The sequence below is a fragment of the Streptomyces sp. NPDC001848 genome, assembly GCF_042891915.1.
In the GTDB taxonomy this organism is placed as follows: Bacteria; Actinomycetota; Actinomycetes; order Streptomycetales; family Streptomycetaceae; genus Streptomyces.
Map to the genome: position 1 here is coordinate 149496 of NZ_JBIATP010000003.1, position 21781 is coordinate 171276.

The following is a 21781-nucleotide window of genomic DNA, read 5'->3' on the forward strand; positions in this document are numbered from 1 at the left end:
TCGGGCGACCACGGTACGAGACGGCTGTTTCTCCCGCAGCCGCTGGACTCCGGGCCCGGGCGCACGCGGGGCACCCCGGCTCGTGGCGTCACAGCAGCGGGATGGTCACCTCGTCCTCGACGGGCGGGTCGAGTTCCTCGCGCCGGTTGCCGGTCGCCGCGAAGCAGCGCAACCGGAGCGCCTCCGGGGTGACGTCCAGGCGCAGGAAGCTCTTGAAGAACGGCGGGCTGTAGGTGGCCGAGCTCGGTGAGAAGAGCTGGGTGTAGATCTTGCGGACGGGCAGCCGGAACCGTGAGGTCCGGTCGGGGCGGCCACCGGCGCCCAGCAGGCTGGCGACGAGGCGGGTGCGCCAGGTGACCCGGGCGGCGGGGGTGCCCTGGGCGCGCGTCGGCGGGATGCCCAGCCTCTCGGCGATGACGGCGATCGCCTCGGCCTCGGTGAAGGTGAAGAAGCGGCGCAGCCGCAGCCGGCGTCCGTAGAGCCTGCTGTAGAAGGCGAGGGAGTCGCCGCGCAGCGGGTAGCAGCGGAAGTCCTCCTCGCCGACGTTCGCGATGGACACGCGCGGGATGATGTGGGTGGCGTGCATGAACGCGCCGCCGCCGCCCGAGACCACGTACTGGATCGTGCGGCCGTCCACCCTCACCGGGTAACGCTGGTAGTTGTGGATGTCTCCGCCGATCGCGGCGACGTAGTGATGGTCCGGGTCGCGGACGATGTCGTCGACCGTACCGCCGCCCTCGATGGGGCACGGGTGGTGCTCACCGTCCACGTACAGGGGGGAGCCCGTGATGAGGATCTTCGGGCGGGGCCCCCGGGAGACCTTCCGCAGCCAGCGGCCCTGTTCGGCGTCGATGGTGCCGAGCAGGCCGGTGTCGATGCCGACGATACGGAGGGGCCCGGCGTCGATCGCCCAGTACGGGCCTGGCTGGACGGCCTGCTGGGCCGGTGCCGAGCGCAACGCGCGTGCCTCGGCGAGGCGTTGTTCGTCCTGTGCGCCCGGGTGGTGCCACAGCAGGGAGCGCAGCCGGGCGCTGAGCGGCGGGCGAGGGGCCGGGTCCGGGGCGAGCGGCGGGGCGTCGCAGAAGACGCGCATGAACCCGTACAGGTCCTCGTACCAGTCGTGGTTGCCGGGTATGGCGTAGATGGGTGCCCGGTAATCCTGGTACGGGCGGAAGAATTTGGTCCCGTAGTCGGCGGTGGCACCGACCGGGTAGATCACGTCGCTCGCTATGACGGCGAAACGCGTGTCCTGACCCATCTTCAGGAAGCCCGGCACCACGGCGTACTGGGGATCGTCGCCCTCACCGGTGTCCCCGAGGACCATGAAGGAGAAGCGGTCCGGGTCGTCGCGCCGGATCACCTTGTCCGCGGGCGCGCCGGCCGCCTCGCGCTCTTGCACCCAGCGGCTTCGGGTACGGCCGGTGGGATCACCGAACCAGGAGGCCAGCACGCCGTTGCGCGCCGCCCGGAGAGTTTTCGGGTTCAGCCAGGAGAGCTTCTCCACCCGACCCGGCATCAATTCCCGGTATTTTCCGCCTTCCACGGCGCCCCAGCCGGCGCCCTCGGCGGTATCGCGTGAGGATTCGGACACCGGTGCACCGTAGCAATGATCTACGGCGCACCGGTGCGGCGGCGGTACTTCAGAGGCACGCGTACGGGTCCTGCCGGGCGTTCTTCGCGGACTCGACGGCTCGCTGGGCGGCCAGAGCGAGGCCCCGGCGGTCCGGCGCGCTGCCCGGCGCCAGCACCGGCGTCACCCACACCTCCGCGACGAGCCCGCGTGCCGTGAGCACCCGCCACACGGAGGTCAGCAGGGAGTCGCTGCCCACGAACGCCGCCGCGGTGCCGGCCGGGCCGCCGTCGTGCCGGTAGTGGAGCCGGACCGGCTGGACGGGGGCGCCCGCGTCCAGTGCCGCCTGGAAGACGGCGGGCCGGAAGCGGCCCTGCGCCCGGCCGCACCAGGTGCTGCCCTCGGGGAAGACCACGACCGTCGACCCGGCGCGCAGGCCGCCCGCGATCCGGGCGACCGTCTCGGGCAGCGCCCGCAGCCGGTTGCGGTCGATGAAGAGGGCGCCGCTGAGCGCGGTGAGCGCACCGGCCACCGGCCACTTCCGGATGTCGGACTTGGCGAGCATCCGGCCGGGCCGCACGGCGGCGAGCAGCGGGATGTCCAGCCAGGAGATGTGGTTGGCGACCACCAGCAGTCCGCCGTGCGGCGGAGCGGATCCGGTGATCCGTACGCGGACGCCCGTGGCCCGTACGACCGCACGGCTCCAGGTCCTGATGATCCGCTCGCGCGGTGCGACGGGGAGCCTGCGCACGACCGGGAGGAGCGCCGACCCGGCGACCATCAGCGTCAGAACCGCCGCGAACCGGAGCACGGCGAGCGGTACGGCGGCCATCGACGCCGCGGCGTCGATGCAGGAGTGCGGCGAGCACGGTGCGCTGGGCTGCCAGGGACTGGCCGGGGCGGCGGCCGGGTGCGGGGCGGCGGAGTGCCGCGGCGCGGGCACGGCGGCCGGGGCCGGGAGCGCGGCGGTGCTCGCGCCCGGGCTCACCGGGATGGGGGTGCCGCGGCGCGGGCGCAGTGCCGCGAGGCCGGTCCTGGACACGGTCCGGTGGGTGTTCATCACGCCGGGACGAGCGAGAGGAAGTGCCGCAGATAGCGCGCGTCGATCCGGCGCATCGACAGCAGCACGTACAGGTCGGCGACGCCGAAGGCGGGGTCGTGGGCGGGCTCCCCGCAGACCCAGGCGCCCAGGCGGAGGTAGCCGCGCAGCAGCGGGGGCAGTTCGGTGCGCCCGGCCGGAACCGGCGCCTCGGGGCGCCAGGGCAGCAGGGGCCGTACCCGGTACTCGTCGGGGGCCAGGTACTTGGCCCGCACCCGCTCCCAGGTGGCCGCGGCGAGGGCTCCGCCGTCGGTGAGCGGCAGGGAGCAGCAGCCGGCCAGCCACTCGTGGCCGCCGTCCACCATGTAGCGGGCTATGCCCGCCCAGATCAGTCCGATGACCGTGCCGTCCCGGTGGTCGGGGTGGACGCAGGAGCGGCCCACTTCGACGAGGCCGGAGCGGATCGCGGCGAGCGGGTCGAGGTCGAACTCGCCCTCCGAGTACAGCCGTCCGGCGATCGCGGCGCGCTCGGGCGGCAGCAGCCGGTAGGTGCCCACCACCTGGCCGGTCACCGTGTCCGTCACGAGCAGGTGGTCGCAGTACGCGTCGAAGGGGTCGATGTCCAGGCCGGGCTGCGGGGTGGACAGCAGGGCGCCCATCTCCCCGGCGAAGACGTCGTGGCGCAGCCGCTGCGCGGCCCGGACGTCGTCCTCGTCCCGGGCGAGGGCGATGGTGTAGCGGGTGGGCGCCAGCGGCGGCGGGGGGCTGGCGAGGGCGGAAACGCCGGTCATGGCTCTCTCCTGGTCACGGGCCGGGTTCGGCAGGTACGAGCGGGCCGGTCCCGTACGTCCGGCCGGAACAGTTCTTCCGATGCCGGTTGGCCTGCGCGTGACCCACGAAGGGAGAGCGGGTGTGAGGTTGTTGAATGCCAGGGGCGCCCGGACGGTGCCTGGCGGGACCGGGTCTTGAGCACCACAACCCGGTCCCGCCCGTCCGCACCCTGCCGGCGAACGTCTCTGCGTGGGCGGCTCTACCGCTTGGCCACCTTGCGGGTCGCCCGCAGCCACTCCCTGTTCATGTGGGTGATGGAGGTCAGCGGGATGCCCTTGGGGCATGCGGTGGCGCACTCGCCGGTGAGGGTGCAGCCGCCGAAGCCCTCGGAGTCCATCTGGGCCACCATGTCCAGGACACGGGTCTCGCGCTCGGGCGCGCCCTGCGGCAGGACGTTGAGGTGGTTGACCTTGGCCGAAGTGAACAGCATGGCCGCGCCGTTGGGGCAGGCGGCCACGCAGGCGCCGCAGCCGATGCACTCGGCGTGCTCGAAGGCGTAGTCGGCGTCCGCCTTCGGCACGGGGGTGGCGTGGGCCTCGGGGGCGGAGCCGGTCGGGGCGGTGATGTAGCCGCCGGCCTGGATGATCCGGTCGAAGGCCGAGCGGTCCACGACCAGGTCCTTGACCACCGGGAAGGCGGCGGCCCGCCAGGGCTCGATGTCGATGGTGTCGCCGTCCTTGAAGGACCGCATGTGCAGCTGGCAGGTGGTCGTGCGCTCGGGGCCGTGCGCGTCACCGTTGATCACGAGGCTGCACGCGCCGCAGATGCCCTCGCGGCAGTCGTGGTCGAAGGCGACGGGGTCCTCGCCGGAGAGGATGAGCTGTTCGTTGAGGACGTCCAGCATCTCCAGGAAGGACATGTCGGGCGAGATGCCGTCCACCTCGTAGGTGGACATGGCGCCGTCGGCGTCGGCGTTCTTCTGCCGCCAGACGCGCAGGGTGAGCTTCATGCGTAGCTCCGCTGGGTGGGGTGGACGTACTCGAAGACCAGGTCTTCCTTGTGCAGGGTCGGGGCCTCGCCCGTGCCCGTGAACTCCCAGGCGGCCGCGTAGGAGAACTCGTCGTCCTTGCGGGCGGCCTCGCCGTCGGGGGTCTGGGACTCCTCGCGGAAGTGGCCGCCGCAGGACTCGGTGCGGTGCAGCGCGTCGAGGCACATCAGCTCGGCGAGCTCCAGGTAGTCGACGATGCGGTTGGCCTTCTCCAGCGACTGGTTGAGCTCCTCGCCGGTGCCGGGGACCTTGATCCGCCGCCAGAACTCCTCACGGATCTGCGGGATCCGCTCCAGGGCTTTGCGCAGTCCGGCTTCGCTGCGGGCCATGCCGCAGAACTCCCACATCAGTTCGCCCAGTTCGCGGTGGAACGAGTCCGGGGTACGGTCACCGTCGACGGACAGGAGCAGGTTGAGGCGGTCCTCCGTCTCGGCCAGGACCTCCTGGACGACCGGGTGGCCGGCGGTGACCGGGTCCTGGTGCGGGTTGCGGGCCAGGTAGTCGTTGATGGTCGCCGGGAGGACGAAGTAGCCGTCTGCCAGGCCCTGCATCAGCGCGGAGGCGCCGAGGCGGTTGGCGCCGTGGTCGGAGAAGTTGGCCTCGCCGATCGCGAACAGGCCCGGGATGGTGGTCTGCAGGTCGTAGTCGACCCACAGGCCGCCCATCGTGTAGTGGACGGCGGGGTAGATCCGCATCGGCACCTCGTACGGGTTCTCCGCGGTGATCCGCTGGTACATCTCGAAGAGGTTGCCGTACTTCTCCTCGACCTTCTTACGGCCCATCCGCTGGATGGCGTCCGCGAAGTCGAGGTAGACGCCCTGGCCGCCGGGGCCGACGCCCCGGCCCTCGTCGCAGACGTTCTTCGCGGCGCGGGAGGCGATGTCGCGGGGTACGAGGTTGCCGAAGGAGGGGTAGATGCGCTCCAGGTAATAGTCGCGCTCGTCCTCGGGGATCTCGTTCGGCGGACGGTTGTCGCCCTTGGCCTTCGGCACCCAGATCCGGCCGTCGTTGCGCAGCGACTCGCTCATGAGGGTGAGCTTGGACTGGTGGTCGCCGGTGCGCGGGATGCAGGTCGGGTGGATCTGGGTGAAGCAGGGGTTGGCGAACCAGGCGCCGCGCCGGTGCGCCCGCCAGATGGCGGTCGCGTTGGAGTTCATGGCGTTCGTCGACAGGTAGAAGACGTTGCCGTAGCCGCCGGAGGCGAGGACGACGGCGTCCGCGAAGTACGTGTCGATCCTGCCGGTGATCAGGTCGCGGGCGACGATGCCGCGGGCCCGGCCGTCGATGACGATCAGGTCGAGCATCTCGGTGCGCGGGTGCATCTCCACGTTCCCGGCGGCGATCTGCCGGGAGAGTGCCTGGTAGGCGCCGAGGAGGAGCTGCTGGCCCGTCTGACCGCGGGCGTAGAAGGTGCGGGAGACCTGGACGCCGCCGAAGGAGCGGGTGTCTAGGAGGCCGCCGTACTCGCGGGCGAACGGGACGCCCTGCGCCACGCACTGGTCGATGATCTCCACGGAGATCTGGGCCAGGCGGTGGACGTTGGACTCGCGGGCGCGGAAGTCGCCGCCCTTGACGGTGTCGTAGAAGAGCCGGTGGATCGAGTCGCCGTCGTTGCGGTAGTTCTTCGCCGCGTTGATGCCGCCCTGTGCGGCGATGGAGTGGGCACGGCGCGGGGAGTCCTGGTAGCAGAACTGGACGACGTGGTAGCCCTGTTCGGCGAGGGTGGCGCCGGCGGAGCCGCCGGCGAGGCCGGTGCCCACGACGATGATCGTGTGCTTGCGGCGGTTGGCGGGGTTGACCAGCTTGGCCTCGAAGCGGCGCTTGTCCCAGCGCTCGTGGATGGGGCCGGAGGGGACCTTGGTGTCGACGAGCGGGTCGCCGGATGTGTAGTTCACGTAGTCGGTCATGTCAGCTCACCACTCCGGTCATGACGCCCACGGGTACGGCGATGAATCCGGCCGTGAGCAGCAGCGCGAGGACGTTGGCGACGGTCTTCAGGGCGCGGTCGCGGCTCCGGCTGCCGACGCCGAGGGTCTGGGCGGCGCTCCAGAAGCCGTGCCGGATGTGCAGGCCGAGCGCCAGCATGGCGACGATGTAGATGACGTTGCTGTACCAGTGGGAGAAGTCGTTGACGACGTTCTGGTACGGGTGTCCGGGCTGGAAGGTGCCCGGGTGCACGGAGCCGGTGGTCAGGTCCAGGATGTGCCAGACGATGAACAGGCCGAGGATGATCCCGCCCCAGCGCATGGTGCGGGTGGCGTAGCTCGCCCGCGGCCTCGCGTGCACGTACTTGCTGGGCCGGGCCTTGATGTCGCGGCGGCTGAGCTGGTAGGCGGAGACGGCGTGGGCGACGACGGCCACCACCAGGACGATTCGGATGAGCCAGAGCGTCCACTCGTAGTGCATGAACGGCTCGCCGATGGTGCGCAGCCAGTGGGCGTAGTGGTTGAACTCGCCCGCCCCGAAGTAGATCTTCAGGTTTCCGATCATGTGGGCGACCAGGTACAGCAGCATGATCAGACCGCTGACCGCCATCACGGTCTTCTTGCCGACGGTGGAGTCCCACACGGTGCGTGCCATGGACGGCCGTCGGTCCGTCCGCGTTGCCAGTGCCATGCCACAGCACGCTAGGGCCGAAGGTCCTCATCGGTCCAAGACATGGTCCGGCTTGTTTTGATAGGCAGATCCTATGATGGAGGGGTGCAGTTCCAGCAACTCCAGTACTTCGTGGCGGTCGCCGAGACCCGGCACTTCACCCGGGCCGCGGAGCTGGTCCATGTCGCCCAGCCCTCGCTGTCGCAGCAGATCAGGGCGCTGGAGCGGGAGCTGGGGGCGGATCTGTTCCTGCGGGCGCGAGGCAACATCACGCTCACCGACGCCGGTGAGGCACTGCTGCCGCTGGCCCGCCGGATCCTGGCCGACGCGGACACGGCCCGGCACGAGGTGCAGGAGCTGGTGCAGCTGCGCAGCGGCCGGATCCGGCTGGGCGCCACCCCCAGCCTGTGCACCGGCCTGCTGCCGGACGTGCTGCGCGCCTTCCACGACCGCTACCCCGGCATCCGGCTGCTGATCGAGGAGGGCGGCTCCCACGACCTGGTACGGGAGCTGGCGCGCGGCGCCCTCGATCTCGCGCTGATCGTGCTGCCGCTGCCCACCCCCTCCCCCGCCCTGACCACGGTGGAGCTGTTGCGCGAGGACCTGGTGGTGGTGTCCTCGCCGGACGCGCCACGGCCCGGCGGCGGGCGGCGCACGGTCCGGATCGCGGATCTGGAGGGCGAGCGCCTGGTGATGTTCCGGCACGGCTACGACCTGAGGGAACTCACCGTGGCGGCTTGCCGCGCGGAGGGCTTCGAGCCGGACTTCGCGGTGGAGGGCGGCGAGATGGACGCGGTGCTGGGCTTCGTGCGGGCGGGCCTGGGCGTCGCGGTGGTCCCGCGGATGGTCGCGGCCCGTTCCGGGCGCGGGCTGCGGGTGACGCCGCTGGCCCGGCCGGGGCTGTACCGGACGATCGCCCTGGCCCACCGCAGCGATGTGGCTCCCCCGCGTGCGGCGCGGGAGCTGCAGCGGATGCTGCTGGAGCGATGAGCCGGGCGGCGCTCAGGCCAGGACGGCCGGCTTCAGCACCTCCTCGCACCACTGGCGGAAGGAAGTGGGTGCGGTATCCGGCGTGCTCGGTTCGGCGGCGCCGTAGAAGCCCTGGTCATCGAGTGCTCGCGCCATGTCGGCCAGGCCCTGTGCCCAGGCTTCGGTCGCGCCGTGACGCATCAGCGTCGCCTTGTGGTCCTCGGCGCTGATCCGCTGGAATCGGACCGGCCTGTCCAGCACCTCGGACACGACCCGGGCCATGCCTTCGGGAGTCAGCTCGTCGGGGCCGACCAGCGGCACATCGGCCTGCCCGGTCCAGGAGCCGTCGAGCAGCAGCCGCGCCGCCGTTGCGCCGACGTCACGGGTGGTGCAGGTGCGCAGCACCCGGTCACCGGCCGTCGCCAGGAAGAACACGCCCCCGCCGCGCATCGACTCGGCCTGGTGCAGCAGGTTCTCCATCAGGAACGGCGGGCACAGCGCCCGGTGGTGCACGCCCGTGGCCCGGATCCGGTCGTCCATGGCCAGCGAGGCCGAGATCTGCCCGGCCTTCTCGGCGACCCCGCGGCCCAGGGTGGAGACGGCGACGACGCGCTCGACGCCCTGGTTCTCGATCGCCTCGACGAGAGGCCGGGTGAAGTCATCGAAGTGGCCCTCGACGCTGTCGGCGGTAGGCGTCGGGGGCACCAGCCAGAACACCCGCTCGGCGCCCGCGCACGCCTCGGCGGCGACGTCGGGGGAGGCGTGCGATCCCCGAACGACCTCCACGCGGTCGCGGACGCGTGGGGTCAGGCGCGCGGGATCGCGGACGATCACCCGGATCGGCCCGGCCGTGTCCCCCGCGTCGAGGAGGGCTTCGAGGACCCGGCTGCCGATCTGCCCGGTCGGGGTGGTGACGAGAATCATGGGAAGGACTCCGGGAAGCAGAGGTTGGGAAGGACGTGATCGAGACTGCTCCCCGGACGACCGGAACTGAAGGACCGGTTCGCTCCCGGTTGTTACCCTCTAGGCAATACCGGGAGGGGGGAACCGTGGAGTCGCGTCCGCTGCGCTACTTCGTCGCCGTCGCCGAGGAACTCAACTTCGCCCGCGCGGCCGAGCGGCTGGGCATCTCCCCGCCGCCCCTGTCCCGTGCGATCCGCCACCTGGAGGCGGAACTCGGTGTCACCCTTTTCGAGCGGACCACGCACAGCGTCGCCCTGACCCCGGCCGGCGAGGTGCTCCTCGCGGAGGCGCGGATCGCGCTGGACGCCCTGCGCGCCGCCGCTCGACGGGCGCAGCGCGCGGCCGCCCGGGACAGGGAACTGGTCCTGGCCGTCAAGGCCGACGGCGACGCGGGACTGCTGGAGCCGATCCTGGAGGGCTACGCGACCGAGCCCGGGGCCGTACCCGTCACGGTCCGGCTGTGCGGATGGCAGGAACAGCCACGGCTGCTACGCCTGGGCGAGGCCGACGCCGCGCTGCTCTACGAGCCCTTCGACCGCACCGGTCTGGACAGCGAGACGCTGGCCGAGGAGCCGCGCGTCGCCGCCCTCGCCGCCACGCATCCGCTCGCGTCCCGGGATCGGCTCGGCCTCGCCGACCTCGGCCTGCACCCCGGCGACCTGCACCAATTCCTCGACGGGCTACGGCGAAAGGGCCGCGACCTCGCCCAACTGCTCACGGTGATCGCGCTGGGCGACCTGGTCACCCTGCTCCCCGCCTCCGTCGCCGACCGCTACCCGCGTCCGGGTGTCGCCTACCGCCCCGTCGAGGACGCGCCGCCTGCGGTCCTGGCCATCGCCTGGCCGCAGCAGTCCCGTTCGACGGCCACCGCTGCGCTGGTCCGGGCGGCCGCCTCAGTGGCCGAGACCGTACGGGCACGGGCCGGGGGCGCACAGCCCGTACGCCCCTGACGGCTCAGCCCGTCGCGTCCACCAGGGCCAGTTCGTGCAGGCGCTCCGGAGGGCCGGGGCGGGCGTAGTACCAGCCCTGTGCCGTGTCGCAGCCCATCATCCGCAGCTGTTCGGCCTGGGCGCCGGTTTCCACGCCCTCCACGGTGACCGCGAGGTCGAGGCTGTGGGCCAGGGAGACGATCCCCTCCACGATCTTCAGGTCCACCGGGTCCGCCGGGTACTGCTGCATGCTCTGGGTGAAGGAACGGTCCAGCTTGAGGATGCGCACCGGCAGCCGGCGCAGGTTGGCGAGGTTCGAGTAGCCGGTGCCGAAGTCGTCGAGGGCGATGTCCACCCCCATCTCGGCCAGTCGGCGCAGCGGTTTGAGCAGGTCGTCGTCGGCGCCGATGAGCGCCGACTCGGTGACCTCCAGGCAGAGCGCGTCCGGCTCGAGGCCGGCCCGCTCCAGGATCTCGACGGTGTCGGAGACCAGCCCCGGATGGGTGAGCTGGCACGGCGAGAGGTTGACGTTGATGCGCAGCGGGCCGGGCTGGTCCTGCTTCTCCTGCCAGGCGCGGGCCTGTCGTACCGCCTCCTGGAGCACCCAGCGGCCCAGCGGCACGATCAGCCCGGTGCGCTCGGCGAGCGGGATGAAACGGTCGGGGCCGAGCACGCCGTGCTGCGGGTGCAGCCAGCGCACCAGTGCCTCGGCGCCGTGCACCTTGCCGTCGCCGAGGTGCACCAGCGGCTGGTACTCGATGAAGAACTCGCCCCGGTTCAGGGCCGTGGGCAGCGCCGTGGTCAGCCCGTGCCGGGTGATGGCCCGGGCGTCGGCCTCGGGGTCGGCGAGCTCGTAGCGGTTGCCGCCCGCCGACTTCGCCCGGTACATGGTGATGTCCGCGCTGCGCAGCACCTCCGCCGGGCCGCGCTCCCCGACCGGGCCCTCGACGATGCCGATGCTGCCGCGCACGGTCAGCTCCCGCCCGTCGATGCTGATCGGGGTGCCCAGCGCGTTCATGATGCGCCCGGCGAGTTCGTCGACCGCGCGCTCGGTGTCGGGCCCGGTGGTCAGCGCAACGAACTCGTCGCCGCCGAGGCGCGCCACCATTTCACCGGGGCCGGTCGCGCAGGCCTGCAGCCGGTCGGCGACCTCGACGAGCAGCCGGTCCCCGGCTGCGTGCCCGAGGCTGTCGTTGATGGTCTTGAAGCCGTCCAGGTCGAGGTAGCACAGGCCGAACCGCCGGCCCTCCCCCGCCGCCAGGGCCTTCTCCAGGCGCTCGAAGAACAGGGTGCGGTTGGGCAGGCCGGTGAGCGCGTCGTGCGTGGCCTCGTACCGCAGCCGGAGGTTGAGCAGCCGCCGCTCGGTGGTGTCCTCCATGAGCGCGAGCTGGTACTGCGGGTTGCCGTCGGCGTCGCGCAGCAGGGACACCGTGAGGTTGGTCCACAGGACCGTTCCGTCCGGCCGGTAGAAGGCCTTCTCCACGTGGTAGTGGTCCCGCTCCCCGCGCACCAGCTCGTCGTACAGGCGCCAGACCTGCGGTGCGTCGTCGGGATGCGTCCATTCCGCGACGTTGCGGCCGCGCACCAGTTGCTCGGAGCCACCGAACATGCGCAGCAGGGCGCCGTTGACCTGGAGCACCTTGCCGTCGAGGTCGGCGATGCCGATGCCGATGGCGGCGCCCTCGAAGACCGCGCGGAAGCGGGCCTCGGTGGAGTGCAGCGCCTCGGCCACCTCCCCCTGGGCCGTGAGGGCGGCCTGCGCGATGGCCTCCTGTTCGGCCAGTGTGCGCTCCTTGAGCGCCGCCGCGAACCCGGCGGCCATCGCGTGCTGCAACCGCGAGCAGCGGCTGCGCCGGGCCTCCTGCGCCTCGGCGGAGGCGTCCGGGTCGCCGCAGTAGAGCACGAGGTAGGCGTCGACGCAGTCCAGGGTGCGGCTGAGGGCCTCCGGGTCGGTGCAGTGCGCCTCGATGAGCGCCGCGCCGATCGCCCTGGCGGCGGCTGCGTCAAAGGCCCTGGCCCGCAGCGCCTCGCTCAACTGCCGGGCCAGCGGCAGCAGTCGCTCCTCGAACTCCGGCCGGGTCAGCGATGTCGAGGTCACCGGATAGACGGCCCGGCTCCAGATCGTCGCGAACCTGCGCAGTCTGTCCTCGGGTGTGCCCGGTGCCCCCGGTCCGCCCGGTCCCGCCCTCACGCCGAGCGCCCCACGCCGGCGAACCCCGCGAACGCATAGGGGTCCTCGTCCTCGGGTGCCGTGTCGGGCCGCCACTTCGGCATCGGCACCAGCCCGGGTTCCACCATGTCGTACCCCTCGAAGAACCGCGCGATCTCGTCGCGCGAGCGCATGATCAGCGGATTGCGGATGTTGCTGTACACGTCGACCGCCCCGTCGGCCCGCTCCTTCGGCAGCGGGATCCCCTCGTACGAAGCGTGCGTGAGAACGAGCAGGCTGCCCGGCGCGAGCGCGTCGCGCAGCTCGGCCACCGCACCGTACGGGTCGTCCGTGTCCTCCACGAAGTGCAGTATGGCAACGAGGAGGAGGGCGACTGGCCGGTTCCGGTCGATGAGTCGCTGTACCTGAGGGCTCGCCAGGATCTCCTGGGGCTTGCGGAGGTCGGCCGCGACGACGTCCGCGTGGTCGTTGCCCTCGAGGACGGCCCGGCTGTGCGCGACCGCCACCGGGTCGTGGTCGACGTACACCACGTGCGCGCCCGGGTGCGCCTGCTGCGCCACCTCGTGGACGTTGCCGAAGGTCGGGATGCCGGAGCCGATGTCGAGGAACTGGGTGATGCCCTCCCCGACGGCGAAGCGCACGGCGCGGCGCATGAACGCCCGGTTGGCCTGCATGATCTTGGGGAGCCCCGGCATGTACCCCATGGCCCTGCGCGCGGCTTCGCGGTCGACCTCGAAGTTGTGGGAGCCGCCCAGGTAGAAGTCGTACATACGGGCGACACTCGGCACGGAGATGTCGATGCTCCGGGGGGCCCAGGCGGGGCGCTCCATGCAGCTCTCCAAGGCGTTGACGACGGTGTAGGCGATCCGGTGTTCGAGCTGAGGCTACTGATCGTCCGCCAAGGGGGCGAGTAAAAACGGAAATTGACCGTCCGTTCCCGGTCACGACGTGGGGTTTCCGTGGAGAGTCGGGACGCGTGCCGCCGCGCGGCAAAGGGCCCACCCCCTCCGTGCGGTGCGGAGGGGGTGGGCCGGTCGTGCGCGCCTGCGTCCTGTTCGTCCGGCTTGTTCCACTCCCTTCCGCGTTCCGTCGCTGACTGGGTGAGGCGGTCGATCAACCCTGGGGAGGTGTGATCTCTACTTCGGCGCGCCGACCGGCTTTCCGTCGGGCGAGACGGCGTACCAGGTGCCGCCCACACCCTGACCGTTGGTGTCTCCGGGGGCCTTGTCACCGGAGAAGGTGTAGATGGGCCAGCAGTTGATGGTCATCTGCTTGGCACCGTCGGGTCGGGTGAAGCCCATGAGGCCCTTCTTCTTGACGCCCTTGGTGTCGTCGGGCTGGACCGGGGCGACCACGGGCCACTTCTCCAGGCAGGCGCCGGTGCAGTTCGACACCGGCTCGGGCCACGCCTTGTCCTTCAGGAAGCGGTAGACCGTCATGCCGTTCTTGTCCACGACGATCGGTCCGAGCTTCGGGTCGTTGCGGACCGACAGGCCGGGCAGGGAGGACGCGACGCCGGCCTTCTTGCCGGTGGGCGCGGTCGCGAACCAGGTGCCCTTGACGCCCTGACCGTTGACCTCACCGGCCTTGGTGTCCTTGACGTACCGGTACATGGGCCAGCCGGCGATGGTGAGCTGCTTGCTGCCGTCGGAGCGGGTGACCTCGCCCAGCAGGGACTTGTCGATACCGGAGGCGACGGTGGCCCCTTCGGCGGGGACCGGCGGCCACGTCTTCGCGCAGTCGCCGTCACAGGAGGACTTCGGCGGCTGGGCCGTGTCCTGGTCGAAGCGGTAGAGGGTGAAGCCGGCGCCGTCCGTGACGATCTTGCCCAGCTTCGCGTTGTCGACGACGGCCAGCTGACCCGCGGCCTGCCCACCCGCGGAGGCCGAGGCGCTCGGCGCGGCGGTGGAGTCGGCGCCGTAGCCGTTCCCGGGGAGGGAGGCGCTGGAACCCAGGCTGCCCGGGAGGGCGGTGGCCCCCACGTTCTGGCTGCCCGCCGACTGGGTGCCGCTCTGCGAACCGCACGCCGTCGTGAGCGCCAGCACGGCGGCAGCGGTCGCCACGAGGGAGGCGCTCCGCCAGGTTGTCTTCATTCTCAACTCCCGCTGTCAGCTTCGGTGTTGCAGCGTCCTGTGTGCGCCGCTGTATGGCCATGGGTACGGGCGGGAGTGCCCGGTGTGTTCAATCGGGCCGGGAATTTCTTTTCGGAACCTGTGACGTGTTTCCGGCCGCCGTCCCGGCCGACCCCTCACTCCTCGCACGGATGTGCCCAACTCGGCGCGGGACGGGCGTGGTTACCCAAAACACCACGAAGGCGGACCTCCCTCCTTCGAGGCAATTCGCGGCGGCCGGTGCGTGCAGGGGCGCGGCGAAGCCGATGATCTCGGTCGTGCAACGACCCGAACGGCCCCGAACGGCCCTCGTCACCCGGGGGTTGGCCCTGGTGGCGCTGGTGTGGTTCCTCGTGGGCGCTCCGACCGGGGCGGCCTCGGCCGACGCGTGCGCGTACGCCTCGACCGGCCCGGGCGGCACGGAGGCGGTGGCGATCGCGGGCGGCCGGCTCTCGCCGACGCCGCCGTGCTCCCCGCCGAGTCCGAGCCCCCCTCCGCCACCCAGCCCCACACCGACCCCGACTCCGACGCCCACACCCACGCCGCCGCCCGAACCCCCGCCGCCCCCGCGGCCGCACCCCACACCGAAGCCCGTGCCGCCGCCTCCGCCGCCACGCCCCCTACCGCCGGCCCCCCGGCCGGTCCCGACACCCGTCCACCTCGCCTCACCCGCACCGAAGCCGTCCCCGACACCCCCGCCCAGGCCGAGCCCGCACCCCACACCCACCCCGGTGCGCTATCCGGCGTACCACCCCGTGTCCCACCCGCGGCCGCCCCACGACGGGCCGTCCCCGCTCACGTTCACCCTGCTCATCGCCGCGCCTGCGGTGTTCGCCATCGCCGCGCTGCGTCCGCGCTGATCTCTGGAGGCACCTGTTGTCGGAATGGCTTGTTCTCACCCTCGCGATGGCGGCCGCGTGCGTCGTCGTGATCGTGGTGACCCTGGTCCGCGCCCGTACGGTCGCCGCGGACGAGGACCCGTCCGAGACCCCGGACGTGATCGAGTACATGACGATGTGGATCGGCGTGGTGTACGCCATCGTGCTGGGCCTGGCCATCGCCGGTGTCTGGGAGGCCCGCAGCGCCGCCCAGGACCATGTGCAGGCCGAGGCGCAGGCGCTGCACGAGATCTCACAGCGCGTCCGCGTCTATCCGGCCGACGTCCGCGACCGCGTCCGTGCAGACGTCAACGCGTATGTCGGCCATGTCGTCACCACCGAGTGGAAGGCGATGGCCGATCACGGTGAGGTGACGGCCCGCGGCCAGGAGCTGTTCCAGCGGATCCGTCAGGACGTCACCGACTACCACCCGAAGACGGACTACGAGGCGCAGGCGTACCAGCCGCTCGTGGACCAGGTGACGGCGGCCGACGCGGCGCGCAACGCGCGCGCCGACGCCACCGGCTCGACCATGCCGCCGGTGGTGTGGTTCGGGCTGATCGCGGGAGCCGTGGTCACCATCGGCATGGTGTTCGCGCTGCAGATCCGGCGGACGGCCCGTGAACTCCTCCTCGCGGGGCTCTTCTCGGCGCTGATCGCCTTCCTGCTCTTCCTGATCTGGGATTTCGACGCGCCCTACAGCCGGGGCATCTCGGCCTCCGCGGAGCCGTTCCTGGCGCTGTTCCCGCAGTTGCACGGCTGACGGGGCTCCACGAGCACTCAGGGGGCGGGCGCCGTCCGCGCCCGCCCCCTTCGCCGCTCGGCCTCCCCTGTGCGGCACAGCCGTACCCCATTCGCGCTACTGCGATCGCGCCCAGCCTCCCCTTTTCTTAGCGTTTCGGGCAACGAGGTGCATTTCCGACGCAAGCGGAACAGGTCCGCAGCACGGCTCCTCGGGGACCTGGAGGCTCACCATGCGCGCGACTCGCGTCGCTTCGGCCGCGATGCTGGGCGTCACCGCCCTGGCCCTCACGGCGTGTACGACGGCCGCCGCCCGTGACGGGGACGCTGCCGGCCACTCGGGATTCTCCTACAACCTGGAGCCGGACGCGGTCGCCCCCGGCGGGCGGATCAAACTGCCGGTACGGGGCTGCGACGGCGACGCCAAGGTGTTCTCCGGCGCCTTCGACGACGACGTCACCATTCCCCGGGGACGGAACTCGGCCACGGTCACGGTCGGCCGGCACGCTCTGCCGGGCACCACGTTCGACGTGATGTTCCAGTGCGGCCACCATTCCGGCCACCGGCAGCTCGTCATGACGGCCCGGGACGACCGCGACGAGGAGTCACGCGACGAAGACTCACGCCGTGGCAACGGGCGCGGCGAGGCGGAGCGGCCACAGCACGGCGTGCATGCCGGTGAGGGCGGCAGCATTGGTGGCTTCGACCTGACGAAGACCGCTCTCGGCGCGGCGCTCGTCCTGGGTTCGGTCGGTACCGCCTGGCACCTCACGCGCCGCCGTGGCCGCGGCAGCACCTCCTGACCGTCACAGCGTGAACGGCGCGTCGATACGGCGGCGCCGGGAGGGGATGGCGAATGTCTGCCTCCGGACCGGCCGAAGGAGAGCGGAACCAGCGCAAGCGCGCCCCGTGGGGCGTGATCGCACTGGTGCTGCTGACGGGTGTCGCCCTGGTGCGGAACGGTTCGGGCGAGTCGCACGTGGGGCCGCCCCAGCCCGCGACGGCGGCGGCCCCTGACTCCCGATCGGGCTCCGGCTCGGGCCCCGACCTCCCGAACCCGCCCGATCCGCTGCCGTACTCCGCGGTGGAGCGCATCCGCATCCCGGCGCTCCAGGTCGACGCCCCCGTCATGCCGGTGGGCCTGGACACCTCCGGCTGGGTGGCCGCGCCGCCGCCCGAGGATCCGAACCTGGCGGGCTGGTTCACCGGCGCGGTCTCCCCCGGCGAGAAGGGCACGGCCGTGATCGTGGGTCACGTCGACAACCATGAGGGGCCGGCCGTCTTCTACGGTCTCGGCGCGCTCGGGAAGGGCAATCACCTAGAGGTCCGACGCCAGGACGGCAGGACCGCCGTGTTCGAGGTCTACGGGAACGAGGTGTTCGCCAAGGCGCACTTCCCCGGCGACCGCGTCTACGGGAACAAGGGGGCCCCGGAACTGCGGGTCATCACCTGCGGGGGAGAATTCGTCGACGGGAACTACAAGGGCAACGTGGTGGTGTTCGCCCGGATGGTCGCGGTGCGCTGACGGGCGCCGTACGCGTGGCCGGCACCCTGCTCAGCCGAAACGCCGCCGGGGCACGGTGAGGTGGTAGCCGGCGTCCAGCAGGAACGGCAGCCAGTCGCGCAGGGCCGCCACGGTCTGCGAGCGGTCACCGCCCGCGTCGTGCGAGAGGACGACGACGCCCGGGGCGGCGCCGCCCTCCACCTGTTCCACGATGGCCTTCGCGTCCGGGGGCGGGGTCGTCCAGTCGCCGCTGTCCAGCGTCCAGGCCAGCGGCTCCATGCCCAACTCGGCGCCGAGCTCGAAGGTGGCCCGGTTCCAGGCCCCGTACGGCGCACGGAACCACAGCGGTGCCTCGCCGTACGCGTCCTGGACGATCTCGCAAGTGCGTTCCATCTCGGCGCGGATCTCGGGGCGGGTCAGCCGGGTGAGCAGCGGGTGGGTCCAGGTGTGGTTGCCGACGATGTGACCGTCGTCGGCCATCTCGCGCAGCAGGTCCTTGTGGTCCGCGGCCATCTCCCCGCAGACGAAGAACATCGCGCGCACGTCGTACTCGCGCAGGGTCCGCAGGATGCCGGGGGTGTAGTGGCGGTCGGGGCCGTCGTCGAAGGTCAGCACCATGCTCCTGCCACGGCCCGCCATGCGCAGGATCGGCTCGCGGCGCACGGCGGTCCGCGCCGGTGTGCGGCGCGCCGGGCCGTACCCGGTCATGGGCCGCAGCCGGAAGGTGGACGCCTTCTGCCGGGTGCGGGCCCCCGGACCCGAGACGCCAAGGGCGCCGCGCGCCGGCCGTACCGGATCGTCGTCGAGGAGCAGCCCGGCCCATCCCGCCGCCCCGGCCGCGCCCAGGGCGGCTGCCCCGGCGAGCAGCATGCGGCGCCGCGAGAGCAGCTGATCCTTTTTCATGACTCATCAGTCGCGCGGATCGGTGCGACCGCGACCACGCAACACCGGTACGGCGGCGGAAATCACCCGATGGGACCCACGTCCGCGGATATACGGACCTGAGCGGACGTACGGCCGGTGACCCCGGCCGCACCGGCCCGGACCTGCGGATTCCGATAGCCTCGCCGGTGTGACGGAACAGCACTCGCACCAGTTCGAGCGGGGCACGGACGGGCCCAAGGTCATCCTCGTCGGAGTGGACGGCTCCGACTCCTCACTGCGGGCCGCGGCCTACGCCGGCGGTCTCGCCCGTCGGCAGCACGCGCTCCTCGCGGTCGTGTACGTCCAGCCGGTGATGGCGGCCGGGGCGGCCCTCGGGGTTCCGGTGGCGGAGACCACCGACCAGATCGCGGAGGACCTGGTCGCCCAGATCCGCGAGGCGGCCGAGCGGGTGAAAGGCATATTCGACGTGCGCTGGGAGTTCCACACCTTCCGTGGCGACCCCTACAACGGCCTGGTCACGGCGGCCGACGAGCTGAAGGCGGACGCGGTCGTGGTGGGCGCCTCCGAGCAGGCCGGCCACCGCATCATCGGCTCGGTCGCGATCCGCCTGGTGAAGGCGGGCCGCTGGCCGGTGACGGTCGTCCCGTAGGGGCACCGCCGTCTTCCCTCCCCGACGGCGCTGCGCCATCATGATCCGGCCAGGCGCATTGCCGTCCGCGAAGAGGTGAGGCTCATGGCCGGACTCCGCAAGGGCGAGGGCATTCTCCGCCGCAAACTCATCGAGCACATCGACGAGACGGAGGTCGGCGAGGGCACCCGGCTCGAACGCTCGCTCGGCCTGTGGCAGCTGACCGCAATCGGCGTCGGCGGCATCATCGGCGCCGGCATCTTCACGCTCGCGGGCACGGTCGCGAACGGCACCGCCGGCCCCGCGGTGCTGGTGTCGTTCCTGGTCGCGGGCCTGGCGAGCGCGGCTGCCGCCCTGTCGTACGCCGAGTTCGCGGGGCTCATCCCGAAGGCGGGATCGGCCTACACGTACGGCTACGCGGTGCTCGGCGAGTACGCCGGCTGGTTCATCGGCTGGGACCTGCTGCTGGAGTACACCGCGATCGTGGCGGTGGTCGCCATCGGCATCTCCGGCTACTTCGGCTTCCTCGTCGGCGAGATGGGCGCGCACCTCCCGGCGTGGATGCTGGGCGCGCCGGGCACGGGCGCGGGCCACCGGGTGGACCTGTTCGCGGTCGTGCTGTGCCTGCTGATCGCATATCTGCTGAACCTGGGCATCCGCAGCGCGGCCCGCTTCGAGACGTTCGTCGTGGCCCTGAAGGTCCTCGTCGTCCTGTTGGTGATCGGTGTCGGCGTGTTCCACATCGACACCGGCAACTACCACCCGTTCTTCCCCTACGGCGTCGGTGGCGCGTTCACCGGTGCGGCGACCGTCTTCTTCGCGGTGTTCGGCTACGACGCCATGTCGACCGCCGCGGAGGAGTCGAAGGACGCACAGCGCCACATGCCGAAGGCGATCGTCTACTCGCTGGCGATCTCCATGGTGTTGTACGTGGCGGCCTGCCTGGTCCTGACGGGCATGCAGAACTACAAGGACATCAACAAGGAGAGCGGCTTCTCCAGCGCGTTCAAGGCGGTGGGGCTCGGCGGGCTCGCGGACGTGATCGCGGTCGGGGCGATCATCGGCATCCTGACGGTCATGTTCACGTTCATGCTCGGCGTCACCCGGGTGTGGTTCTCCATGTCGCGCGACGGACTGCTGCCCCCGTGGTTCGCGAAGACACATCCCACGCGTCACGTCCCGACGCGTGTGACCTGGATCGTCGGGATCGCCTCGGCCCTGATCGCCGGTTTCCTGCCGATCGCACAGGCGGCCGAACTGACGAACATCGGGATCCTTCTGGCGTTCGTCGTGGTGTGCACGGCGGTGATCGTGCTGCGCCACCGGCGACCGGACCTGCCGCGTACGTTCCGCACTCCGTGGATGCCGTTCGTCCCGGCGATGGGGGTGGTCTTCTCGCTCTGGCTGATCACATTCCTGCGGTGGGAGACATGGGTGCGGTTCGCCGTGTGGTTCCTGATCGGCCAGATCGTCTACTTCGGCTACTCCTACCGGCGCTCGGAGCTGGCGAGGGCCGCTCCCTCAGCCTGACCGGGGCCCGCCACGGCCCGCCGGTCGACCGCTCAGCGCACCGTTCACCGACGAACAGCGACCGCCCACCGCACCGCCCCGTCCCGGCCCTGTCCCGACCTCCCAGGGCACGCTCCCATACGCCCATGACGGCCGGAAGCACCACCCCCGCCACCGGGACGACCGCCGAGCACGAGCTGGCCGAGCTGCAGCGCGAGCACGGCCGCCCGCTCTTCGCGCTGCTGCTCAGGCTCTCGGACGGCGACCGCCAGCGTGCCGAGGACCTGCTGCAGGAGACGTTCGTACGCGCCTGGCAGCACCCGGAAGCGCTGCGCGCGCCCGATTTCGACTCCGTGCGCCCCTGGCTGCTCACCGTCGGCCGGCGGCTCGCCATCGACGCCAGGCGGGCGCGCCAGGCGCGTCCCCCCGAGGTGGGGGATGCAGTCCCGGAGAACGCCCGCGTGATCGCCGACCACGCCGAACGGGCCGCCGCGACGCTGGATGTCCGGCGGGCTGTGAAGACACTCACTCCCGAGCACAGGGAAGTCCTGGTGCAGGTGTACTTCCGCGGGGCCAGTGTGGCGGAGGCCGCCCGAACGCTGGGGATTCCGCCCGGTACTGTGAAGTCCCGTGCGTACTACGCGCTGCGCGCCCTGCGCCGGGTCCTTCCGGAATACGCGACCGACCTGCGGTGAAACCGACGTCGGAGTCAAGCCTTCGCAAAGCGCCTTGCTGCCGACCATGGTTGAGCAATGGGCTTGCCTCATCCGTGTTGCGGACTGGGGCCCGAGCATCGGGCGACGCGCACGCACCGGAGGAAGGCAGGAAGGGATGTTGCACAGAGGCCACGAGAGCACGGACGGCACCGACGGCGGCGAACTGACCGTCCCCATGGCATGGCTGTACGCCGAGTACATCGCGGACGAGCTGCTGCGGACCGGCGACCTGATGCCGCCGACGTCCTTCGAGTTCCGCGCCGGGCGCGACGCCCTGGCGCTGACGATCTTCCTGTCCGACACCGGTGGCGAGCTCTCCGGCATCCGGGTGGTCTCCCAGTTGGAGACCTGGCTCTCGCTGACGGCGTACGACCAGCCGTGGCAGGACTGGGTGTGCGAGCGGATGGCGGAGCTGTCCACGGAAGCGGCCCGGTCGGGCGGCCCGGCGCCCGACCTGGAGCTCGCCACGGCGGCCTGGCGCTGGCTGGAGGAGACCGAGCTGCTCGCCCCCGATCTGGACGCGGTGCCGGGCGGCGGTCCGGTGGTCGGCGAGGACGACGGCCCCAAGGTGTGGACGCCGGCCTGGCAGCTGGGGCTTCCCCTGGGACATCTCGCCATCCATCTCTTCTGATTCTTCTGAAGAAAGTCTTCCCGGACGACCAATCCGCCGGCCCGGCGGCTCCGAACACCCTTCTTGGCCGCGATTCGGTAACGGCCTTGAGTGATTCGGCCGCCTGGTCCGTACCGGTGGGCAA

The 21781-nt window shown here is 71.5% G+C and carries 21 protein-coding genes; 10 read left to right on the forward strand and 11 right to left on the reverse strand.

Annotated features, from left to right (window positions below; all coding sequences use genetic code 11):
* Nucleotides 1–88 precede the first annotated feature (88 nt).
* The 6 genes from ACFYZJ_RS06875 to ACFYZJ_RS06900 form a co-directional block, all read right to left on the reverse strand.
* Complete coding sequence (locus ACFYZJ_RS06875) at nucleotides 89–1591, reverse strand: metallophosphoesterase family protein (RefSeq protein WP_388563658.1); 1503 nt, start codon at nucleotides 1589–1591, stop codon at nucleotides 89–91.
* A 49-nt stretch (nucleotides 1592–1640) separates the two neighbouring features.
* Entirely contained in the window at nucleotides 1641–2513 is an 873-nt protein-coding gene (locus ACFYZJ_RS06880; RefSeq protein WP_388564520.1) for a lysophospholipid acyltransferase family protein, read from the reverse strand.
* A gap of 116 nt (nucleotides 2514–2629) precedes the next feature.
* Nucleotides 2630–3400 carry a GNAT family N-acetyltransferase gene (locus tag ACFYZJ_RS06885; RefSeq protein WP_388563660.1) on the reverse strand — a complete coding sequence of 257 codons (771 nt, stop codon included), beginning with the start codon at nucleotides 3398–3400 and terminating at the stop codon, nucleotides 2630–2632.
* A 239-nt stretch (nucleotides 3401–3639) separates the two neighbouring features.
* The gene (locus tag ACFYZJ_RS06890) at nucleotides 3640–4389 is read right to left on the reverse strand and encodes a succinate dehydrogenase/fumarate reductase iron-sulfur subunit (protein WP_388563662.1); all 750 of its coding nucleotides are present in this window, start codon (nucleotides 4387–4389) and stop codon (nucleotides 3640–3642) included.
* A complete protein-coding gene (locus ACFYZJ_RS06895) occupies nucleotides 4386–6335 on the reverse strand; it encodes a fumarate reductase/succinate dehydrogenase flavoprotein subunit (protein ID WP_388563664.1) in 1950 nt (649 codons plus the stop codon). The genes ACFYZJ_RS06890 and ACFYZJ_RS06895 overlap by 4 nt, the downstream gene beginning before the upstream one ends.
* A gap of 1 nt (nucleotide 6336) precedes the next feature.
* Complete coding sequence (locus ACFYZJ_RS06900; protein WP_388563666.1) at nucleotides 6337–7008, reverse strand: succinate dehydrogenase; 672 nt, start codon at nucleotides 7006–7008, stop codon at nucleotides 6337–6339.
* A gap of 120 nt (nucleotides 7009–7128) precedes the next feature.
* Between ACFYZJ_RS06900 and ACFYZJ_RS06905 the strand changes: the two genes are divergently transcribed.
* Nucleotides 7129–8013 (forward strand): LysR family transcriptional regulator, encoded by an 885-nt coding sequence (locus ACFYZJ_RS06905; protein WP_388563668.1) that lies wholly within the window; start codon nucleotides 7129–7131, stop codon nucleotides 8011–8013.
* Nucleotides 8014–8025: 12 nt separating this feature from the next.
* Here the strand turns inward: ACFYZJ_RS06905 and ACFYZJ_RS06910 are convergent, their stop codons facing one another.
* Nucleotides 8026–8916, reverse strand: a complete 891-nt coding sequence (locus tag ACFYZJ_RS06910; protein WP_388563670.1) for an NAD(P)H-binding protein — start codon at nucleotides 8914–8916, stop codon at nucleotides 8026–8028.
* Between the two features lie 125 nt (nucleotides 8917–9041).
* Between ACFYZJ_RS06910 and ACFYZJ_RS06915 the strand changes: the two genes are divergently transcribed.
* Nucleotides 9042–9905 (forward strand): LysR family transcriptional regulator, encoded by an 864-nt coding sequence (locus tag ACFYZJ_RS06915; RefSeq protein ID WP_388563672.1) that lies wholly within the window; start codon nucleotides 9042–9044, stop codon nucleotides 9903–9905.
* 4 nt (nucleotides 9906–9909) lie between these two features.
* Here ACFYZJ_RS06915 and ACFYZJ_RS06920 read toward each other — a convergent pair whose 3' ends face one another.
* The 3 genes from ACFYZJ_RS06920 to ACFYZJ_RS06930 form a co-directional block, all read right to left on the reverse strand.
* A complete protein-coding gene (locus ACFYZJ_RS06920) occupies nucleotides 9910–12075 on the reverse strand; it encodes a putative bifunctional diguanylate cyclase/phosphodiesterase (RefSeq protein ID WP_388563674.1) in 2166 nt (721 codons plus the stop codon).
* On the reverse strand, nucleotides 12072–12884 hold the full coding sequence (locus tag ACFYZJ_RS06925) for an SAM-dependent methyltransferase (RefSeq protein WP_388563676.1): 813 nt from the start codon (nucleotides 12882–12884) through the stop codon (nucleotides 12072–12074). The genes ACFYZJ_RS06920 and ACFYZJ_RS06925 overlap by 4 nt, the downstream gene beginning before the upstream one ends.
* Nucleotides 12885–13190: 306 nt before the next feature.
* Nucleotides 13191–14147: an SCO0930 family lipoprotein gene (locus ACFYZJ_RS06930; RefSeq protein WP_388563678.1), complete on the reverse strand. Its 957-nt coding sequence runs from the start codon at nucleotides 14145–14147 to the stop codon at nucleotides 13191–13193.
* 749 nt (nucleotides 14148–14896) lie between these two features.
* Between ACFYZJ_RS06930 and ACFYZJ_RS06935 the strand changes: the two genes are divergently transcribed.
* The 4 genes from ACFYZJ_RS06935 to ACFYZJ_RS06950 all read left to right on the forward strand — a co-directional run bounded on the left by ACFYZJ_RS06935 (nucleotide 14897) and on the right by ACFYZJ_RS06950 (nucleotide 17309).
* Complete coding sequence (locus tag ACFYZJ_RS06935) at nucleotides 14897–15025, forward strand: hypothetical protein (protein WP_388563680.1); 129 nt, start codon at nucleotides 14897–14899, stop codon at nucleotides 15023–15025.
* A 16-nt stretch (nucleotides 15026–15041) separates the two neighbouring features.
* The gene (locus ACFYZJ_RS06940; protein ID WP_388563682.1) at nucleotides 15042–15806 is read left to right on the forward strand and encodes a DUF4239 domain-containing protein; all 765 of its coding nucleotides are present in this window, start codon (nucleotides 15042–15044) and stop codon (nucleotides 15804–15806) included.
* A gap of 211 nt (nucleotides 15807–16017) precedes the next feature.
* Nucleotides 16018–16587 carry a hypothetical protein gene (locus tag ACFYZJ_RS06945; protein WP_388563684.1) on the forward strand — a complete coding sequence of 190 codons (570 nt, stop codon included), beginning with the start codon at nucleotides 16018–16020 and terminating at the stop codon, nucleotides 16585–16587.
* Nucleotides 16588–16640: 53 nt separating this feature from the next.
* The gene (locus tag ACFYZJ_RS06950; protein ID WP_388563686.1) at nucleotides 16641–17309 is read left to right on the forward strand and encodes a class F sortase; all 669 of its coding nucleotides are present in this window, start codon (nucleotides 16641–16643) and stop codon (nucleotides 17307–17309) included.
* Nucleotides 17310–17339: 30 nt separating this feature from the next.
* Here the strand turns inward: ACFYZJ_RS06950 and ACFYZJ_RS06955 are convergent, their stop codons facing one another.
* Nucleotides 17340–18191: a polysaccharide deacetylase family protein gene (locus ACFYZJ_RS06955; protein WP_388563688.1), complete on the reverse strand. Its 852-nt coding sequence runs from the start codon at nucleotides 18189–18191 to the stop codon at nucleotides 17340–17342.
* A 169-nt stretch (nucleotides 18192–18360) separates the two neighbouring features.
* On the opposite strand from ACFYZJ_RS06955, the gene ACFYZJ_RS06960 reads away from it, so the two are divergent.
* The 4 genes from ACFYZJ_RS06960 (at nucleotide 18361) to ACFYZJ_RS06975 (ending at nucleotide 21657) form a co-directional block, all read left to right on the forward strand.
* Nucleotides 18361–18822: a universal stress protein gene (locus ACFYZJ_RS06960; protein WP_388563690.1), complete on the forward strand. Its 462-nt coding sequence runs from the start codon at nucleotides 18361–18363 to the stop codon at nucleotides 18820–18822.
* Between the two features lie 84 nt (nucleotides 18823–18906).
* Nucleotides 18907–20331 (forward strand): amino acid permease, encoded by a 1425-nt coding sequence (locus ACFYZJ_RS06965; protein WP_388563692.1) that lies wholly within the window; start codon nucleotides 18907–18909, stop codon nucleotides 20329–20331.
* Between the two features lie 125 nt (nucleotides 20332–20456).
* The gene (locus tag ACFYZJ_RS06970) at nucleotides 20457–21005 is read left to right on the forward strand and encodes a sigma-70 family RNA polymerase sigma factor (RefSeq protein WP_388563694.1); all 549 of its coding nucleotides are present in this window, start codon (nucleotides 20457–20459) and stop codon (nucleotides 21003–21005) included.
* A gap of 136 nt (nucleotides 21006–21141) precedes the next feature.
* Complete coding sequence (locus ACFYZJ_RS06975) at nucleotides 21142–21657, forward strand: hypothetical protein (protein WP_388563696.1); 516 nt, start codon at nucleotides 21142–21144, stop codon at nucleotides 21655–21657.
* The last annotated feature ends 124 nt before the right edge of the window (nucleotides 21658–21781 follow it).

Bases quoted from the DNA above. Each gene is read 5' to 3' on its own strand.
- ACFYZJ_RS06885 (WP_388563660.1), bottom strand. From the start codon at position 3,400: ATGACCGGCGTTTCCGCCCTCGCCAGCCCCCCGCCGCCGCTGGCGCCC.
- ACFYZJ_RS06890 (WP_388563662.1), bottom strand. From the start codon at position 4,389: ATGAAGCTCACCCTGCGCGTCTGGCGGCAGAAGAACGCCGACGCCGAC.
- ACFYZJ_RS06895 (WP_388563664.1), bottom strand. From the start codon at position 6,335: ATGACCGACTACGTGAACTACACATCCGGCGACCCGCTCGTCGACACC.
- ACFYZJ_RS06900 (WP_388563666.1), bottom strand. From the start codon at position 7,008: ATGGCACGCACCGTGTGGGACTCCACCGTCGGCAAGAAGACCGTGATG.
- ACFYZJ_RS06910 (WP_388563670.1), bottom strand. From the start codon at position 8,916: ATGATTCTCGTCACCACCCCGACCGGGCAGATCGGCAGCCGGGTCCTC.
- ACFYZJ_RS06925 (WP_388563676.1), bottom strand. From the start codon at position 12,884: ATGGAGCGCCCCGCCTGGGCCCCCCGGAGCATCGACATCTCCGTGCCG.
- ACFYZJ_RS06930 (WP_388563678.1), bottom strand. From the start codon at position 14,147: ATGAAGACAACCTGGCGGAGCGCCTCCCTCGTGGCGACCGCTGCCGCC.
- ACFYZJ_RS06945 (WP_388563684.1), top strand. From the start codon at position 16,018: ATGCGCGCGACTCGCGTCGCTTCGGCCGCGATGCTGGGCGTCACCGCC.
- ACFYZJ_RS06950 (WP_388563686.1), top strand. From the start codon at position 16,641: ATGTCTGCCTCCGGACCGGCCGAAGGAGAGCGGAACCAGCGCAAGCGC.
- ACFYZJ_RS06955 (WP_388563688.1), bottom strand. From the start codon at position 18,191: ATGAAAAAGGATCAGCTGCTCTCGCGGCGCCGCATGCTGCTCGCCGGG.
- ACFYZJ_RS06965 (WP_388563692.1), top strand. From the start codon at position 18,907: ATGGCCGGACTCCGCAAGGGCGAGGGCATTCTCCGCCGCAAACTCATC.
- ACFYZJ_RS06970 (WP_388563694.1), top strand. From the start codon at position 20,457: ATGACGGCCGGAAGCACCACCCCCGCCACCGGGACGACCGCCGAGCAC.
- ACFYZJ_RS06975 (WP_388563696.1), top strand. From the start codon at position 21,142: ATGTTGCACAGAGGCCACGAGAGCACGGACGGCACCGACGGCGGCGAA.